We start from the raw sequence: 18,109 nt of genomic DNA, 5'->3' as shown, positions 1-18,109 counted from the left end.
CTACGGGGCCATCTCCTTCGGGCAGGGCGTGCCGCGCGGCAGCTGGTACTTGCCCGCTATCCGGTACGTACCGGCGCGCGGGGCGTGCAGCACGGTCCACTCGTCCTCCGGCTGGCCCTCCACGGCGCCCTCGACCTGCTTGGTCAGACAGCCCTGGCGGTTGACCGGCAGCTGCTCGTGCGGGGCGGCCTTCGGCGCGTGGACGCTGCGCCCCTCGGAGTCGACCAGGCCCAGCCACGGCGAGTACGGGATGCGGATCAGGACCGGCCCGCGCTCCCGCACCTTCAGCACCAGCTGATCGGCGCCCGCCCGCTGCACGGTGGCCGGCGGGTCGGCGAGCCGCGTCGGGTTCTCGACCTCGTACAGCTTCCAGTTGGCGTCCGACCACACCTGCCGCAGATACGGCAGATTGGTGTCCTCCAGCAGCCGGGCCTCCTTCTCGGCCCCCTGGTCCGGGTTGTCGGCGGGCAGCACCACGAAGTGCACCGCCCAGCGCTTGAGCCACTCGTGGTAGGTCGCGGGGGTGAGGGTGTTCTCGCCGTAGAAGATCGGGTTGCGGTCCAGGTCCCGCTGCCGGTTCCAGCCGCGCGCCAGGTTGACGTACGGGGCGAGCGCGGAGGACTCGCGGTGGCTGCGCACCGGCACCACCTCGACCCGGCCCCGGTCGGCGTCCACCCGCTTCAGCCGGTCCACCAGCGGCGCCAGCTCACGGGCCCAGGACGCCGAGGGGGTGGTGTGGATGACGTCGTCGGCGGTCTTGACGACCTGCCACACCGTGATCGTCGCGAGCGACAGCACGAGCGCGAGCCACCGCTGTCCGGCCCGCGTGGTGCGCAGCTCGGCGCGGGCGGGCTTGATGCGGGGCTCGGTCAGCGCGGCGAACACCACCACACCGCCGAAGATCATGCCAAGGCGGGAGATGTTGGTGCCGATCTGGGAGGGGATCAGCCAGGTGAGCACCACACCGAACGAGTACAGCCCCGCGCCGACCCGCACCGTGCGCCACTCGGGCGGGGACAGCAGCCAGCCCGCGAGCCCGGCGGTCAGCGGCAGGATCACCGAGCCGATGGACATCGGCTGCTCGCCGGAGAACGGGAACAGCCACGCGGACAGCCCGACCACCAGCACCGGAGTGACGCCGAGCGCATACGCCGCCGGGCGCCGATGGGTCAGCCACAGCGCGGCCGCCACGATCCCCACGAACAGGCCCGCCACCGGGCTGGCCATCGTCGCCACCGCGGACAGCAGCGCGGCCAGCAGGAACCGCCCGGTCCGGTGGTGCCAGTGCCGGGACCGCCACCGCACCGGCCACGCGAAGATGACCGCCACCGCGGCGAGGCCGAACATCGCACCGAGCCCGAACGTCACCCGGCCCGAGGTCGCGTTGCAGACCAGCGCGAACGTGCCGTACAGGGCGGGCAGCATCGGCCGTGCCACCGAGCGGCTGCGGACCAGCAGCAGGGCGAGCAGCCCCGCGGACAGCGTCCCGGCGATCATCATGGTCGACCGCACGCCGAGGACCGCCATCAGATACGGCGAGATGACGCTGTACGACACCGGGTGCATCCCGCCGTACCAGGCCAGGTTGTACGCCGAGTCGGGATGTTGGAGCGCGAACTCCGCCCAGGCGTCCTGGGCGGCCAGGTCGCCGCCGCTGTTCGCGAGCAGCGCCACCCACAGCAGGTGCAGCACCGCGGCGGCGGCCAGCGCGGCGGGCACCGGGCGGCGCAGGGCGGCCCAGGCACGGTGGAACACCCCCGCCCGAACCGCCTCACCTCCGGGGGCCGCCTCCGGCGCGCGCTCGTTCCGCTCGGCGAGCCGACGCTGCGCGGGCAGGCGTATTCGCGCCGCGGTGCTCTCCTCCGAGCTCCCGTTCTGATCGGCCCGTGTCGGATCCACGGTGGTCACTGTGGCTCTCCCCGTCTCCCCCGAGGTCTGCCCCTGTTCATCTCTTCAACCCTGTTCCGGTTCCCCACGGTTCGCCTTGGTCTGGGCGAGTCAGGGTCGGGGGCATCCTGCGACGCTAGCACGCGAGGCGGTTCGTCAGCGGCTGCGGGCACCGGCGCGGCTCCCCGCGCCGGTGCCCGTCCGGGTCAGGAGATGCGGGTCAGCTTCGCCCCGAAGGACGGCTCGGACAAGTCGTTTTGCAGCGCCACCGGCGCCTTGACCCGACCGGGCCCGCTGCCCACGGTCACCTCGCCGACGACGGTGCCCGCCTTCGCCGAGTGCGGAATGGTTTTGCCACCGTCACCGATCTTGATGTCGACGTTGAGCCCCGCCCAGCCGACCGCCTTCAGGTCCTTGGTGGCCACGACCGGAGTCGTACCGCCGAGGCCGTCGTCCACCTGGCCGACGACATCGCCCTTCTTGATGACGGTCGCCGACGTGAGGGCGTCCTGCACGGTGGTGATCAGCTTGTAGCTCTCCGTCTGCGCCAGCTGGAGGCTGGCGTCCAGCGTGGTGGGCGCGCGCTGTTCGAGCACCACCCCGAGGATCCGCTGCTTCTTGCCGTCGATCGTCCGCACCGCGCCCCACATCAGCGCGCCGCCGGCCGGGGTCGACGACCCGGTCTTGATGCCGATCACGCCGGGCTTCACCAGCAGATTGTTGTTGTTGTAGATCTTGCCGTCGAGACCGGGGATCTGCGTGTTGGGCGTCGCCACGACCTCGCGGAACGCCTCGGACTGCATCGCCGCCTTCGCCAGCTTGAGCTGGTCTTCCGCGGTGGACTTGGTCGACTCCTTCAGCCCGCTGGGGTCCGTGTACGTGGTGTTCTTCATCCCCAGGCTCTTGGCCGCGTCGTTCATCTTCTTGGTGAACGCGTCCAGCGACCCCGCGTCCCAGCGGGCCAGCAGGCGGGCGATGTTGTTGCTGGAGTTGATCAGCAGCAGCTGGAGCAGCTGGTGCTGGGTGAACTTCTGCCCCTCCTTCACCGACGCCCGCGACTCGTCGGCCGACCCCGACTCCTCGGCCGCCGTCGCGTCGATCGTGATGCGCGGGCCCTCCGCACCGGCCTTCAGCGGATGGTTCTTGAGCACCACGTAGGCCGTCATCACCTTGGTGACACTGGCGATCGGCACCGGCTTCTGCGCCCCCGACGTGCCCAGGCTGCCCACGCCCTCGACCTCGGCCGCGGACTGGCCCTCGCCGGACCACGGCATGGCCAGCTTGTCGCCCTTGAACGCGTACGACGCGTCGGCCGTCAGCGTCAGCTCGGGATCCGGCAGCGGCCGCACCGCCTGGGCGATCGCCACGAGCACCACGAGCAGCAGCACCAGCGGCGTCCAGATCTTGACCCGCCGCACCGCCGTCCGGATCGGCGTCTCGGGCTTCGGCGGCCTGTTCGTCAGCTCCGCCAGCAGATCCAGCGGCGCGGGCTGCTTCCCGTCCGGCGTCTGCGGCGGCAGCGGCTGCTGCTTGGTGCGCTCGGTCTCCGGCAGTTCGCCCGGCTTCGCCGGAGCGGTGTCCGGCTTCGCCGGTGCCTTCGCCTTCTCGGGTGCCTTCGCCTTCGCGGAGGCGGGGGCGGGTGCGGGGTCGTCGGGGGAACGCAGCGGTACGAACTTGCTGGTGCGCTCGTTCTCGCCCTCGGACCGCTTGGTGCCCTTGCCGCTCTTGTCCGCGTCGCCCGGGAGCGCCTTGATCGCGGTGGTGGGCTGGTCGACGCCCGTCTTCTTCTCGGGGAGCACCCCGAACGCGGCGGTGGGCCGGTCGATCGGCTTGCCGTCCTCGTCCACCTTGGGCGCGCGGAAGACGGCGGTCTTCTGATCGACGGACCGGCCGGACGGCTTGGCGTCGCCGTCGCCGGACGCGGCCTTCTCCCCGCCCTCGTCGCCGTCGTCATCGGCCCCCGCCCACGCCGGACGCCGCCCACCGGAGGCACGCTTGCCGTCGCCGGACGCGGCGTCGTCGTCACGGTCGGCGTCCGGGTCCGTCTTCGGCGTCCGGAACGCCGCGGTCTTCCGATCGACCGACCCGCCCGACGACGCGTCACCCTCGCCGCCGGAGTCGGCGTCGTCGCCGTCGGCAGCGGCCTTCTCCGTACGAGACGCACCCGCGTCGTCCTTGCCGCCGGACGCACCGGAGTCACCCTTTACGCCGGACTCGGCGTCGCCGTCGGACTCGGTGTCCGACGCAGCCTTCGCACGGTCCTCATCGCCGCCGGAGTCGGCGGCCACGTCCGCCGTGCGGAACACCGCGGTCTTCCGATCGACCGAACCGTCCGACGACGCGTCGTCCGAGGCAGCCTCGCCCTTGTCGACCGAGTCGGCGTCCTCGCGGTCCTCATCACCTTCGGCGTCGGCGGCAGCCTTCTCCGTGCGGGACGCACCCGCACCCTCGCCGCCGGGCTCGGCGTCCGACGACGTGTCGTCGGACGCGGCGTCACCCTCGGCACCCGCACCCTCGGCACCCGCGTCGCCCTTGCCGTCGCCCCCGGCCTCCGCCTCGGCGTCCGGTTCGTCAGTCGCGACCCAGGCCGCGACGGCCTCCCGCAGGCGGGCGTCGCTTCCTTCCGGCTTGTCCGTCTCACCGGCTCCGCCGGACGTCGCCTCCGGCGAGGGCGCCTCGTCCTTGGGGCGGACCGGCAGCCCCGACTCGGTCTCCGCGCCCTCCGGCTCCGCCGATTCGCTTTCGCGAACATCAGACGCATCGCCCGAACCGGCGGCTTCCGGACGTTCCGATTCCTCTTCCGCCGAGGCCGCGCCGGATTCGGCGACGGCGACCGACGCATGCCCGCCGTCGGCCTCCCCTTCCCGGAAGGCCGTGAGCCGCGGATCGCGTGCCCCCCTGGCCGTCTCCCCCGACGACTTCTGCTGATCCGACTTGCCGGGGGACTCGCCCGCCACCGATGCCTCCTCGATACGTCACACGGGACGCCGGGCGCCTCCTGGCGCCGCGTCCCGCATTACAACCATCATCCAGTGTCCTGTGTGTCCGGCGTGCGGCCGTGCAACACCGCCGCCGGAGAGCGCCTCAGGGTGATCGCTCACCCGCTAGACGAGAAAGACATACCTACCGGTTCCCACCCAAATCCCCCAGGCACTCTCGACAGACCAATGTGGCAGGGGTCACCCTGTCATTCATCCACGCGGGGAGGCATGGATGGGCAGGAGCCGCAGAACAATTCCGGAGGAGCTTCTGCTGCTGGCCCTGGACCCGACCACGGGTACCACGGCGCAGCCGCAGTCGCTCGACCTCGGTCTGGCCGGGGCACAGCTAGTAGAGCTGGCCTTGGCCGGACGGATAGCCCCTGACGGGGATCGTATCGCCGTGGTGCTGCCACGGCCGACTGGAGATCCAACTCTGGACTCCGCACTGGAACTGCTGCGCCGTCGCGGCAGTCCGGTTCGGGCTGTCCACTGGATCGGCGGGCCCCGGCTGGGGCTGCGCCAGACGTATCTCACGCACCTGGAGCGGTGCGGCATGGTGCATGCCGTGGCGGGCCAGATGTGCGGGGTACTGCCGACGACTCGCTACCAGGCGACGGACACGGCGATCAGCCGGGAGATCAGGAACCGGCTGGACAGTGCGATCCGCACCGGCGTACCGCCGGACCCGCGGACCGCCGCGCTCGCCGCCCTGGCCCATGCGGTCGGGCTCGGCAAGCACTTGTATCCCGGGAACGAGGGGCGCTCCTCGCGCTCCAGGCTCCGGGATCTGATCAGGCACGACCCGATGGGCGGTCTGGTGGCGCACGCCGTGATGGACGTGCAGAACGGTGTCGCGGCGCAGCCACGGCGCGCACCGGCGCCCGGCCGACCGCCGGGAGCGCGCGCCGCGGAGCCCGCGGCCGGGGTTCCGGCACAGCCGTCCCGCCGCGGGAGCATGGCCCGCGTCGGAGCGCGCTGACCCATCACCAGGAGGCCCCCAGGGCGCCTCAGGACGCCGCACAGCATCCGTGAGCGGCTCCGGGGCCCGGAGGAGCTTCTCGGAGCACCACGGCGCACGACAGGGCACCACAGCGCACGGCAGGGCACTTTTCCAGGGCACCGAACGGGCTCGCCAGAGCCCGCAGAACCGATACAGCACCAGCGAGCACCATTCCGCTCCACCGACCGCACCGCAGTCCCCACCGACCCGGTTCGGGAGCCGCTGAAGCGCGGGGTGGTGGGACGGCCGTTCCGGACGACCGGCCGTCCCGCCGCCCCGCGCGCGTGTTCGACCGCCCTTTGTACGGTGTTTGTCGGGCCATTTCCCAGCGCGGCCGGGTCCGGTAGTGGCAGGCTGCTGAACAGCATGTATCAGCAGTACGAAGCCGGAGGTGCACGTCCCGTGACATCGAACGTCGGCCCCACTGTCCGGCGACGCCGGTTGGGCCAGGAACTGCGCAGGCTCCGCCAGGAGAAGGGCATGACGGCGGAGGAGGTGGCGGAGGAGCTGATGGTCTCCCAGTCGAAGATCAGCCGACTGGAGAACGGCCGTCGCAGCATCAGCCAGCGCGATGTGCGCGATCTCTGCCGTACGTACAAGGTCGAGGACAAGGCCCTGGTCGATTCCCTGATGCAAATGGCGAAGGAGTCGCGCCAGCAGGGGTGGTGGAACGCCTTCGGCGACGTCCCGTACAGCGTCTACATCGGCTTCGAGACGGACGCGGCGTCCCTGCGGGTCTACGAACCCCAGGTGATGCCGGGGCTGTTGCAGACCCCGGAGTACGCGGAGGCGGTCATCAGCGGGGCGCTGCCCGAGGTCGGCCCGGACCAGATCGCCCAGCGGGTGCAGGTGCGGCTGCGGCGGCAGGAACGGATCACCGATCCGTTGACCCCGCTGCGGCTGTGGGCCGTGGTGGACGAGGCGGCGATGCGGCGCGTGGTGGGCAACCACAAGATCATGAGCGATCAGCTGGAGTATCTGGTCCGCATGAGCCACGAGCCGCATGTGACGGTGCAGGCGCTGCCGTTCGGCATGGGCTCGCACCCGGGCATGAGCGGGCAGTTCACGATCCTGGAGTTCTCGGACGAGTCGGATACGAGCGTCGTCTATCTGGAGGGCGTCACGAGCGACCTCTACCTGGAGAAGCTCACCGATGTGCAGAGCTACAGCATGATGTACGAGCACCTGCGGGCCCAGGCGCTGAACGTGGACCAGAGCCGCCAGTTCATCACCGAGGTGGCACAGGACCACGCGCGTCGGCACGGGGAGGGCTGACGACGCCGGTCGCGAGCGAGGGCGGAGCGTACACCTCCGTACCCTGCCGCGGAAGGGGCCAATGGAATATGCCACCCGGTCGAGTGAATGGCCACCTTTCCTGACGATGTTGACGAGTAACGTCGGCTTCGCCTCCAAACGGGGGTGCATCTCGTCAACAAAACGCATCGGAGCAATTGTGTCCATTCAGCAGGGAAAGACGAGTACCTGGGTGAAATCCTCGTACTCCGCAGGAAACGGCGCGTGCGTAGAGGTCGCCTCCCCGGTCGTCGACGAGATCGCCGTGCGCGACTCCAAGGACCCGCACGGACCGACGCTCAGCTTCGCCCCCGCCTCCTGGTCGGCCTTCGTCGCCGATGTCCACGGCGGAGCCTTCGACCTCGGTTGATCCCGCTGTTCGACCGGCCGCGACCGTGCGGTCCGGCCCTGTAGAACCGCTGTTTCGCACCACAGCCACTGAGCCCTCTCGACCGGCCGCCGTCCCTGCCGAGAGGGCTCGTCGCATTTCGGTTTCCGTCGCTTTCATCGCAGCTCCGCGACGTATTGGTCCGTACCGGGAATCGTCGGAATGAACGGCGCGACGAATTCCACCCGGCCGAGTCCGGACCGCTCCACATCGGTGTCGAGCCCCGTCAGGTATTCGTCCCAGCATTCGCGGGGATCGCGCTGGAGGAACCAGAGCAGGGTCAGCCTGGTGTCGACGCCCTCCACCTGCTTGACGTACGCCATCCGGTCCGACGGCAGCGGGGTCGGGCGGAAGACGGTCACCATCGCGGCGGGCGAGCCGGCCAGGCGGCGGGGCAGATGGCGGGTCCGGAGCCACTCCAGCAGCTCGCCGCGGCGTTCGGGGCTCTCGCTCTCGATGACCTCCAGGACCAGCCCGGCGTAGGGATGGTCCAGGGCATGGTGGTCGCGCGGCCCGGCCGCCCCGTCCCGGTAGACGGTCGCCTCCCGGTCGTGGAAGGCCGTCAGGACGTGGGTGCGCTCCTGGAAGACCCGGCCGTCCCGGTTCAGCCGCTTGTTGATGCCGACCGTCCACCGCATGTGCTCCGCGTAGCGGTCCTCGGTGAGCCAGTAGACGGTGAGGTAGCAGCCCGCGGTGACCGGCTGGGCGACCGCCGACTTCTCCGGGTAGCGCAGCCGCTGGAGGTCGCGGGTGGCGACCCAGCGGCGCCCGGCGTAGATCCAGGGCATGGCCATCGCGCCCGCGATGAAGTGGTCGTCCTCGTACCAGCGGTTGTACGCGTACTCATGGCCGGGATGCGGCTCGACCATCGTGATCAGGGCGTGCCCCGGGCGCACCCCGTAGGGGCCGACGGAGGCCAGTTCGCCGTACAGCTCGCCGCGGGTGTCCTCGCTCGCGTCGCTCGTCATGCCCATCAGGTGTAGCTGACGTCACGTCAGCTGTGGAGGGGGTGCGGCACGATCCACGCCGCGTCCCCATACGTTGCGGGCCGGGTATGGCCTTTCGCGGTCTCCACGCCTACCCTGACGCAGCGTCAGCCCCGAGGGAGGCCCCATGCTGCGCGGCAGAACGGTCATCGTCTCCGGCGTCGGCCCCGGCCTCGGCCACCGCATCGTCGCCGCCTGTCTGCGCGAGGGCGCCCAAGTGACCCTCGGGGCACGCACCGGGGAGCGGTTGGCCGAGACCGCGAAGGAGCTCGACCCGGACGGCACGCGCACCGCCCACCGGGCCACCGACATCGCGGACGAGGCCCAGTGCGAGGCGCTCGCCGCGCTCGCCCTGGACCGCTTCGGCCGGATCGACGCCGTCGTCAACGTGGCCGCGCTGGACAGCCACTTCGGTGGCCTGGAGGACGCCGACTTCGCGTCCTGGCAGCGCGTGGTGGACGTCAACCTGTTCGGGACGCTGCGGATGACCCGGGCCTGCCTCCCCGCGCTCAAGCGGAACGGCGGCGCGGTGGTGCTCATCGGCACGCAGTCGTCGGTCGCCGCCCCCAGCGAGGTGCGGCAGGCCGCGTACGCGGCGTCCAAGGGGGCGCTCACCTCGGCGATGTACTCGCTCGCGCGCGAGCTGGGCCCGCACCGGATCCGGGTCAACACCGTGCAGCCCGGCTGGATGTGGGGGCCGCCGGTGCAGCGTTACGTCCAGTTCGCCGCGCACACCGAGGGCGTACCCGAGGCCGAGATCGAGCAGCGGCTCGCGGGCCGGATGGCGCTGCCCGACCTGGCGACGGACGGCGACGTGGCGGAGGCCGCGGTGTTCCTGGCCTCCGACCGGGCCCGGGCGATCACCGGGCAGTCGCTGCTGGTGAACGCCGGTGAACTGATGCGTTAGCGCGACTCCTGTCCGGCCTTTCGGGATCCCGCTCCCGTACCGACCCATCGTTGCGTGGGCGTGCGTCTGACGAAGTGCCCGCTCATCCTGGATTCGGGGACCCGTTCACGACAACGCCTCGACGGGTCAAGAAACCGTAAAATCGTTCTTCTTTCTGACTTGCGTTCACACTCATGACCTCTCGAACCCTTGACCGGCCACCCGGACAAGCGGTTCAATCCCGGAAGTACCCCGCTCCCGCTCGGGGGAACCGCCCCAAGGAACGTCGCGGCGAAGTGCGCTCCCGTTCACAAGGCGGACCCCTGGGAGGGGACATGAACAGTCTCGACTGGGCTGTACTCATCGGCTACTTCGGCGTCATGGTCGCCATCGGCGTCTGGTCCCACAAGCGCGTGGACAACGTCAGCGACTTCTTCACCGCCGGCGGCAAGATGCCCTGGTGGCTCTCGGGCATCTCGCACCACATGTCCGGCTACAGCGCCGTAATGTTCACCGGTTACGCGGCCATCGCCTACCAATACGGCGTCACTTCCTATGTCACCTGGTCCTTTCCCATCGCCATCGGCATCGCGATCGGCGCGAACCTCTTCGCGCCGCGCCTCAACCGGGTGCGCAGCAGGCTGGGCGTCGCCTCGCCCCTCGAATATCTGAAGAACCGCTACAACCTGCCCACCCAACAGGCGCTGGCCTGGTCCGGGGTGCTGCTGAAGATCGTGGACGTGGGCGCCAAGTGGGCGGCCATCGCCACCCTGCTCTCCATCTTCACCGGCGTCTCGCTCAACCAGGGCATCCTGATCACGGGCGCGGTCACCGCCGTCTACTGCACCGTCGGCGGACTCTGGGCCGACGCGCTCACCGAACTCGGCCAGTTCGTCATCCAGTTCGTGGCGGGCATCGCGATGCTGATCGCCGTGCTCAACGAGCTGGACGGCTTCAGCACCTTCTGGACCGTCTGGGACGACCTGCCCGACAGCCACGCCGAGCCGACCGTCGGCCCGTACACGCTGATCTTCCTGCTCTCCTACCTCTTCATCAAGACGTTCGAGTACAACGGCGGCATGTGGAACCAGGCGCAGCGCTACATGGCCACCGACAGCGCCCACTCCGCCAAGCGCTCGGCCCGGCTGTCGGCCGTCCTGTGGTGCGTCTGGCCGCTGGTGCTGTTCTTCCCGATGTGGGTCGCGCCGCTGATCATCAAGACGGACAAGCCCGCCGACTCGTACGCGCAGATGGCCGAACACCTGCTGCCGCACGGTCTGCTGGGGCTGGTCATCGTCGGCTTCTTCTCGCACACCATGGCCATGTGCTCGTCGGACGCCAACGCGATCGCCGCGGTGGTGACCCGTGACATCATGCCCGCGATCTTCACGTCCGTACGGCAGTGGAGCACCCGCACCGGGCTGCTCGCCGCCCGCTACACCACGCTGCTCTTCCTCGCCCTGTCGATGGGCATCGCCACCCAGGTGAACTCGCCCTTCTTCGGCGACATCATCACCGTCGTCATCAAATGGGTCGCCGGTCTGATGGGGCCGATCGCGATCCCGCTGATGCTCGGCATGCTGCGCGCCTTCCGCAAGTCCGGGCCGACGGCGGCGCTGACCAGCTGGGCGCTGGGCCTGATCGCCTTCTACCTGGTCAACTACCCGATCAACGACGCGGTCGACGGCGGCGTCAACCTGGAGTACCAGGTCGCCGTCCCGCTCGCGGTCTCGCTCGTGCTCTTCATCGCCATCGGCTACCTGAAGCCGGAGGACACCCCCGAGCGCGACGCCATCCTCGCCGCGCTCAACTCGGACGGCGACGGACCGGGCTCGGCGGGTGCCGCGCGGTCCGTTCCGGCGTCGGGCGCGACGGGCCGTACGAAGGTGTCGGGCGCGTCCGACTGACGCCCCGGCCGCCCCCGTCGTACGGCGGCAGCGCCACCGGGCCCCGGTCACCCTCGCTCCAGGGTGGCCGGGGCCCACGACTGTGGCCGCACAGGCAACCATTCCCCCAGGTGGGGCCCTCTTCCGGAATGAACTATCGTCGGCTGCCTGTGCCGTCCGCCGCCTCATGCACCTCTGGAGCGACCCCCGTGACCGCGACACAGATGATCACTCGGCGGCCCACGCTCTGCGCGGCGGTGTTCTGTCTGCTGTCGTTCACGGGCTTCTGGATCGCGCAGCGGGCCGCCGAGGTGTCCATGGTCGATCTGCTGGTCTACCAGGCCGAGGGCTGGACCGTACGCAATGCGGCGGATCTGTACGACATGCGGGCGAGCGTGCACCATCTGCCCAATACCTATCCGCCGTTCGCGGCCATGCTGTTCACCCCGCTGACCCTCATGGGCACGGGCGTCCTGCGCACCTTCGGCACCGCCGTCAATCTCGTCCTCATGGTCGCCCTCGCCCACCTGTCCCTGCGGCTCGTGGCCCGCCCGCACCGGGTGCCGCGCGCCGCCGCCGTCCTGGCCCTGGCGGGGCTCGCGGTGTGGTGCGAACCGGTGTGGACGACCCTGCGCTACGGCCAGATCAACGTGGCTGTCGCCGTCCTGGTGCTGTGGGACCTGACCCGCCCGACGGGCCACCGCTGGGCCGGGGCCGGCACCGGCATCGCGACCGGGATCAAGCTGACCCCCGGGCTCTTCATCGTCTTCCTCGCGGCCGCCGGGCTGATCGACACCATCCGGCGCCTGCGGCGGCCGCGGGCCGGATACGGTTTCGGAAGCGACCGTCTGCGGCCGAGCGACCATCTGCGGCGGGCGGGCGTCGCCACGGCCGCCTTCGCCTGGACCGTCTGCCTGTCGGCGCTGGCGCTGCCGTACGACGCGCACCGCTTCTGGACCCAGGTCCTCTTCGCCACCGACCGACCCGGCGACGTCGAGGGCGCGGGCAACCAGAACCTGCGCGGCGCCCTCGCCCGGGTGCTGCACACCCCCGACCCCGGCCTGTGGTGGCTCGCCGCGGCCGCGCTGATCGGCTGCCTCGGCCTGGCGACCGCCGTCGCCGCCCAGCTCGCCGACGACCGCGCCCTCCCGCACGCCCGCGCCTGGGCCGCCGTCAGCTGCGCCGTCACCGCCCTCATGGTCAGCCCGATCTCCTGGTCCCACCACTGGGTGTGGGCGCTCCCGATGATGCTGCTGCTCGCCGTCGAGACGGTCCGCCGGGCGTCCCGGGTCTGGGCCGGCTGCACGGCGCTGACCGGGCTGCTCTTCTGCTCCTTCATGATCTGGTACGCCCCGCACAGCATGAAACAGCGCGTCGAGCTGCACCAGACGCCGCCCCAGATGCTGATGACGGCCGTCTACCCGATCATCGGCACCGTCTTCCTGGCGGTCGCGGCCCTTGTCACCTTCCGCGCCCTGCGCTGCTCGGGCGATCGCGGCAGGGGGTCATGCGAACCAGGCCACCTGAATGACCACGATGCGCTCGCCGCGGACGTCCGTGAGATAGGTGAGCAACAGCCTGCCCCGGCGCTCGGTGCGCACTCCCGGTGAAGCCCCCGTAGAGGAAGCACAGTCCAGGAAGACCATCGAGTCACGTACCGCGATCTCCCGGGCGAGCTGGTCGAGTTCCGCATATGCCTCAGGTGGCAGGCCGTCGAGAAGGTCGTCCGGATCGTGCTCCCACGTCCACTCAGCCACCCTCGACCTCACGATGGGCGGCGCGGACGATATCCCCGGCTTCGCGGATGGCCCGTGCCCGTACCTGGGGATCCTCACTCTCCATGGCCCGCTCCGCCGCATGGAGCCGCCTGGCCACCTCGGGGTGCCGTTCAATGGCCACGACGACCCCCCACTGGCGATAGAACATCTGGATGGGGACGACGCTGCCTTCCTCGCCGGCCTGAACGAACGCCTTCTGCATGTCCTCGAACAGCTCTGGAAGACGGGACGGGACGACCACCGCCACAGCCTGGCGCAACGCGGGGAGAGTCAGCTCGGGCATGGGGATGAGCGGCCCGTCGTACTCGTCCGGCTGGGTGGTCATGTCCTGGCCTTCCCGGGTGCTTGCTCGTCACGGGACAGGTTAGCCGTGATGCGGACGATGCGGGCGGGTTCCCACATGCCCGGGAAACCGCCGACCCGCGCCGGGAGGGCCGGTCCTCCGCGCGTCCTACGCGCGCGGGTAGCGGCTGAGCCAGGCGGGCGCCGAGTTCTCGGGGCTGTGCAGGGCGGGGCCCTGGGTCATCTCCATCGCGAAGTCGTCCGCCAGCTCCAGGATCGTGCCGCGGCCCTCCACCTCGGCGAGCCACGCGGGCGGCAGCGCCGTCTCGCCGTGCAGCACGCCCAGCAGATTGCCGCAGATCGCCGCCGTGGAGTCGCTGTCCCCGCCGTGGTTGACGGCGAGCAGCAGACCGTGCCGTACGTCCTCGGCGACGAGGGCGCAGTACAGCCCCATGGCCAGCGCCTCCTCACCGGTCCAGCCCTCGCCGAGCGACTCGACGCGCTCGGGCGTCGGCAGCCCCTGGCGTACGGCGCCGAGCGCGCGCCGCAGCGCGTCCGTGGTCTCCTCGTGGCCGGGGCGGCCGGACAGATGGGCCAGGGCGCGCTGGACGGCGCCGTCCAGCGCCTCCCCGCGGGCCAGCCCGTGGACGACGAGGGCGAACGCGCCCGCGGCCAGGTATCCGGTGGGGTGGCCGTGGGTCTGGGCCGCGCACTCGATGGCCAGCTGGAACACCAACTGCGGCTCCCACCCCACCAGCAGCCCGAACGGCGCGGAGCGCATCACGGCGCCGCATCCCTTGGAGTCGGGGTTCTTGGGCACCTCCAGGGTGCCCATGGTCGCGTCCCCGAGCCCGGTCAGGCAGGCCCGCCCCGGGGCGCGCTGGGCGTACAGCCACTCCTCGCGGGCCAGCCAGCCGTCGTCCTCGCGGCGCTCGTCGGGGCCCCAGTCGCGCTGGGTGGCGTACCAGCGGCGGTGTGCGGAGTGGATGTCGGTGGGCGGATGCCAGGCGCCGGTGTCGCGGCGCACCTGGGCGCGTATCAGGCCGTCCACGGTGAACAGGGTCATCTGGGTGTCGTCGGTGACCGCGCCGCGCCGCCCGTACGCGGGCAGGAAGTCCGTCACGCCCTGCGGGCCGTGGTTCGCCCGGATGTCGGCCAGCGAGGAGAACTCCACGGCCGCCCCCAGCGCGTCCCCGATCGCCCCGCCGAGCAGACAGCCCCGTACCCGGCTGCGGAAGTCCTGCTGTTCGGCGCGGCCCCATACGCCGGTCGCTGCGCTGGCGGTTGCGGTCACGACCTTTCCCCTTTTCTTCGATACCTCTATGGCCGGGAGTGCCTTTGACTGTAATGGACACTCTTTGATCGATTCCGGATGCCGTCAATGGGGCGGTGAATTGTGAAGGCGTCATCACGGATAGTGCGGCGGACCACCTCATTCCGAAATGGCGCACCGGATAACGGACAGTGCACAAACCGCTGGACGCGGACGGATGAGGGCCCCGACCGCCGTGCGGTCGGGGCCCTCATCGTGCAACCGTGTCGATCCCGGTCAGGCACGTTCCGGGGAGCCGAGCAGTGCTGAGGCGGCCTCAAGTGGGGTGTGGGCCGCGTCGGCTACGGATACGGGAACGGAACGGCAGGTGAAACCTAGGCGGGTCAGTGCTCGGGTGACCTCGTCGGCAGTGAAGTCACGGCGGTCCTGACGGGTGATGACCGCGCCCACTTGCTTGACGGGGTAATGATGGCGGCCGATGATCACGAAGTCTCCCGTGACGGGTTCGGGTTTGATACCCGCCATCGCTTGCTCGACCTCACTCTTGATCAGATCGAAGGGGAAGCGGGCAATGACACAGCGCATAAATGCCTCAACAGGGTCGAAGAGAGGCCGGAATCGGATGGCCGGCCGGAGAGATCAGCGGAGCCGTACGTGAGCGTCCGGTCCCGGGCTCAGGCGGCCGAGCCGAAGTTGGACCGCCGCTGCGAGGCCCCCGACCCCGCCCGGGTCGATCCGGCGGCGCGGCGGGCCCGGGCCGGGCGGCTGCGCCGTCCCCGCGAGGAGGAGCCACCGCGCTTGGCACGTTCGACGACCGGCACGGCGATGGTGACGGGGATACCGGAGGGCGCCTGGGCGCCGGTGATCCGGCTCAGTTCGGCTTCGCCGGAGCGGACCTTGGTGTGGTGCGGGGTGATGCCGGCCGTGCTCATGAGGCGGGTCATGTCACGGCGCTGGCCCGGCAGGACGAGGGTGACGACGCTGCCGGACTCGCCGGCCCGGGCGGTGCGGCCGCCGCGGTGCAGGTAGTCCTTGTGGTCGCTGGGCGGGTCCACGTTGACCACGAGGTCGAGGTTGTCCACGTGGATGCCGCGGGCCGCGACGTTGGTGGCCACCAGTACCGTCACATCGCCGGTCTTGAACTGGGCGAGCGTGCGGGTGCGCTGGGGCTAGGACTTGCCGCCGTGCAGCGCGGCGGCGCGGACGCCGCTGTCCAGCAGGTGCTGGGTGAGCCTGTCCACCGCGTGCTTGGTGTCGAGGAACATGATCACCCGGCCGTCGCGGGCGGCGATCTCCGTGGTGGTGGCGTGCTTGTCGGCGCTGTCGACGTGCAGCAGGTGGTGTTCCATCGTGGTGACGGCACCCGCCGAGGGGTCGACGGAGTGGACGACCGGGTCGGCCAGGTAGCGCCGGACCAAAAGGTCGACGTTGCGGTCCAAGGTGGCCGAGAAGAGCATCCGCTGCCCTTCGGGCCGCACCTGGTTCAGCAGGGCGGTGACCTGAGGCATGAAGCCCATGTCGGCCATCTGGTCCGCCTCGTCCAGCACGGTGACGCCGACCTGGTTCAGGTGGCAGTCACCACGGTCGATGAGATCCTTGAGCCGCCCGGGAGTGGCGACGACGACTTCGGCTCCACCGCGCAGAGCGCTGATCTGCCGGCCGATCGCCATACCGCCGACGACGGTGGCCAGCCGCAGCTTCAGCGACCGGGCGTAGGGGGCGAGCGCGTCGGTGACCTGCTGGGCGAGCTCTCGTGTGGGGACCAGAACCAACCCCAGGGGCCGGCGGGGCTCGGCGCGCTGTCCGGCGGTGCGGGCCAGGAGGGCCAGGCCGAAGGCGAGGGTCTTGCCCGAGCCGGTGCGCCCACGGCCCAGGACGTCGCGGCCCGCGAGGGAGTTCGGCAGCGTGGCGCCCTGGATCGGGAACGGCACGGACATGCCTTCCGCTGCCAGGGCCGCCAGCAGCGCGGGCGGCATGTCCAGCTCGGCGAAGGTCTCGGCCGGAGGCAGAGCGGGGGTACGGGTGACGGGCAGGGCGAATTCCCCCTGCGGCGCGGCGGGACGACGGCCGTTCCCCCCGGAGCGGGAGCGGGCGGAGCGGTGGTTCGTCCGGACAGTGCGTTTCATGCGAACCTTCCTCGATGCGGCACGTCGAGGAATTCTCGGCAGCAGTGAGCCGCGCATAAAAGAATCGCAAGAACGGACCGAATCCATGCTGCTGCCATTAAACGAAGCGAAAACGAGTTGGGGCCCGCACCCAAAGTGCGGGCCCCAACGTCGCTGTACGCGTCAGCGTCAGGCGGGAACGATGTTCTCGGCCTGCGGGCCCTTCTGGCCCTGCGTGAGGTCGAAGTTCACCTTCTGGCCCTCCTGGAGCTCACGAAAGCCCTGGGCGGCGATGTTCGAGTAGTGGGCGAAGGCGTCGGGGCCGCCGCCGTCCTGCTCGATGAAGCCGAAGCCCTTTTCCGAGTTGAACCACTTCACGGTGCCAGTAGCCATGCCATATCTCCTTCGGGCGCAGTGCCCGGAGCCCACACGTTGCGGACCCCGCATCGCCGCGATGATCGCCCCTCCGGAAATGCACCGGAAAATACAAAAGCATTCCCGCCGCATACGACGGCGAGGACACTTGAAGTCTGGGAACCACAACTGCAACTGCCAACGACAGTAGCATGGCGCGCCGGGATCACGCACGGAAATCGATGATCACCGCCAGTGGGGTAAAAACTCCTCACCAATTCAGAGGATATTTCTGCGCTCGCGGCATTACATATTGGGCATCGGCGGGGAGAGCGCCGCCGAAGATCAGCGGGCCGCCGGGAAGACGGCCACGCGGTGGGCGCCGGAGGCGATGCCGGTGGATCCATGGAAGGCCCCGCGGGAGTCGAACGGGCGAGGCGAGGGGTGGGGGCGCCGCTCCGGATCCGCCAACCACCCGACACCGGACCGCGGCAGGAGAGGCGCCGGTGACGGCCGAGGTAACCGTCGCCGCGCCGCCACCTTCACTTCTCCGCCCCTCCCGGGTCCGGGCCGTCCTGGGCCTGTTGCGGCAGTAGGGGTAAATCTGCATCGGCCGCAGTAGACATACGGTGCTCCTGTCGCTACTGTTTCTCGCGTAGCCAACGAGGTCAGTCAGGCGCGGCAGAGACGAACTGCCGCGAGCGGAACACGGAACGACAGCGGAGTGGCGGGGCCGGGAAGTGCAGGAAGGTCCCGCCACTGGCTGCCGGGCCGGGTGGCTCCCAGGACCACCACGCATGACGCACGACAGCAGTGCCGGCAAGAACAGTGAGAGAAACAGGAAAGGAGGGAGACGCCATCAGGATCGCCCGAGCACGGACCTGGTCCGCTCGGGTACCGCAGGCCCCGGATTGGAAGGTGGTCCCCGGTCACGCAGCCGCGATCCCCGCGCCTCGTCCCCAGGGCAGGCAGCGGAAACAGAAGGCCGGTGCACAGCGCCGGTAGATGGT

Annotated in this window: 13 protein-coding genes and 1 pseudogene; 6 read left to right on the top strand and 8 right to left on the bottom strand. The window is 70.3% G+C overall.

Features of this window, described 5'->3' with window-relative positions; translation table 11 throughout:
• Positions 1-1,908, bottom strand: a complete 1,908-nt coding sequence (locus tag LCH29_RS01235) for an MFS transporter (protein WP_446459775.1) — start codon at positions 1,906-1,908, stop codon at positions 1-3.
• A gap of 185 nt (positions 1,909-2,093) precedes the next feature.
• A complete protein-coding gene (locus LCH29_RS01230; protein WP_446459774.1) occupies positions 2,094-4,844 on the bottom strand; it encodes a D-alanyl-D-alanine carboxypeptidase in 2,751 nt (916 codons plus the stop codon).
• Between the two features lie 256 nt (positions 4,845-5,100).
• Between LCH29_RS01230 and LCH29_RS01225 the strand changes: the two genes are divergently transcribed.
• From LCH29_RS01225 to LCH29_RS01215, 3 genes are all read left to right on the top strand, one after another.
• Positions 5,101-5,847, top strand: a complete 747-nt coding sequence (locus LCH29_RS01225; protein ID WP_063735990.1) for a GOLPH3/VPS74 family protein — start codon at positions 5,101-5,103, stop codon at positions 5,845-5,847.
• Positions 5,848-6,270: 423 nt separating this feature from the next.
• A complete protein-coding gene (locus LCH29_RS01220; RefSeq protein WP_446459773.1) occupies positions 6,271-7,143 on the top strand; it encodes a helix-turn-helix domain-containing protein in 873 nt (290 codons plus the stop codon).
• A 178-nt stretch (positions 7,144-7,321) separates the two neighbouring features.
• Positions 7,322-7,531 carry a DUF397 domain-containing protein gene (locus LCH29_RS01215; protein ID WP_055557831.1) on the top strand — a complete coding sequence of 70 codons (210 nt, stop codon included), beginning with the start codon at positions 7,322-7,324 and terminating at the stop codon, positions 7,529-7,531.
• Between the two features lie 134 nt (positions 7,532-7,665).
• Here the strand turns inward: LCH29_RS01215 and LCH29_RS01210 are convergent, their stop codons facing one another.
• The gene (locus LCH29_RS01210; protein WP_446459772.1) at positions 7,666-8,523 is read right to left on the bottom strand and encodes a hypothetical protein; all 858 of its coding nucleotides are present in this window, start codon (positions 8,521-8,523) and stop codon (positions 7,666-7,668) included.
• 139 nt (positions 8,524-8,662) lie between these two features.
• On the opposite strand from LCH29_RS01210, the gene LCH29_RS01205 reads away from it, so the two are divergent.
• The 3 genes from LCH29_RS01205 to LCH29_RS01195 all read left to right on the top strand — a co-directional run bounded on the left by LCH29_RS01205 (position 8,663) and on the right by LCH29_RS01195 (position 12,917).
• Complete coding sequence (locus tag LCH29_RS01205; protein ID WP_446459771.1) at positions 8,663-9,442, top strand: SDR family oxidoreductase; 780 nt, start codon at positions 8,663-8,665, stop codon at positions 9,440-9,442.
• 314 nt (positions 9,443-9,756) lie between these two features.
• Positions 9,757-11,328 carry a sodium:solute symporter family protein gene (locus LCH29_RS01200; protein WP_446459770.1) on the top strand — a complete coding sequence of 524 codons (1,572 nt, stop codon included), beginning with the start codon at positions 9,757-9,759 and terminating at the stop codon, positions 11,326-11,328.
• A gap of 188 nt (positions 11,329-11,516) precedes the next feature.
• Positions 11,517-12,917, top strand: coding sequence for a glycosyltransferase 87 family protein (locus LCH29_RS01195; protein ID WP_446459769.1), 1,401 nt, complete (start codon positions 11,517-11,519; stop codon positions 12,915-12,917).
• A gap of 139 nt (positions 12,918-13,056) precedes the next feature.
• Here LCH29_RS01195 and LCH29_RS01190 read toward each other — a convergent pair whose 3' ends face one another.
• The 5 genes and pseudogenes from LCH29_RS01190 to LCH29_RS01170 all read right to left on the bottom strand — a co-directional run bounded on the left by LCH29_RS01190 (position 13,057) and on the right by LCH29_RS01170 (position 17,138).
• On the bottom strand, positions 13,057-13,410 hold the full coding sequence (locus tag LCH29_RS01190) for a hypothetical protein (protein ID WP_446459768.1): 354 nt from the start codon (positions 13,408-13,410) through the stop codon (positions 13,057-13,059).
• Positions 13,411-13,536: 126 nt separating this feature from the next.
• Positions 13,537-14,661, bottom strand: coding sequence for an ADP-ribosylglycohydrolase family protein (locus LCH29_RS01185; protein ID WP_446459767.1), 1,125 nt, complete (start codon positions 14,659-14,661; stop codon positions 13,537-13,539).
• Between the two features lie 255 nt (positions 14,662-14,916).
• Positions 14,917-15,225, bottom strand: coding sequence for an SCO5918 family protein (locus LCH29_RS01180; RefSeq protein ID WP_446459766.1), 309 nt, complete (start codon positions 15,223-15,225; stop codon positions 14,917-14,919).
• 89 nt (positions 15,226-15,314) lie between these two features.
• Positions 15,315-16,766: pseudogene (locus LCH29_RS01175) on the bottom strand (DEAD/DEAH box helicase).
• Positions 16,767-16,934: 168 nt separating this feature from the next.
• Positions 16,935-17,138, bottom strand: a complete 204-nt coding sequence (locus tag LCH29_RS01170; protein ID WP_446459765.1) for a cold-shock protein — start codon at positions 17,136-17,138, stop codon at positions 16,935-16,937.
• Positions 17,139-18,109 lie beyond the last annotated feature (971 nt).

The organism is Streptomyces sp. BRA346, from assembly GCF_052851135.1.
The sequence above is the reverse complement of the archived record's forward strand: the minus strand, read 5'-3'. Positions and strand labels throughout refer to the sequence as shown.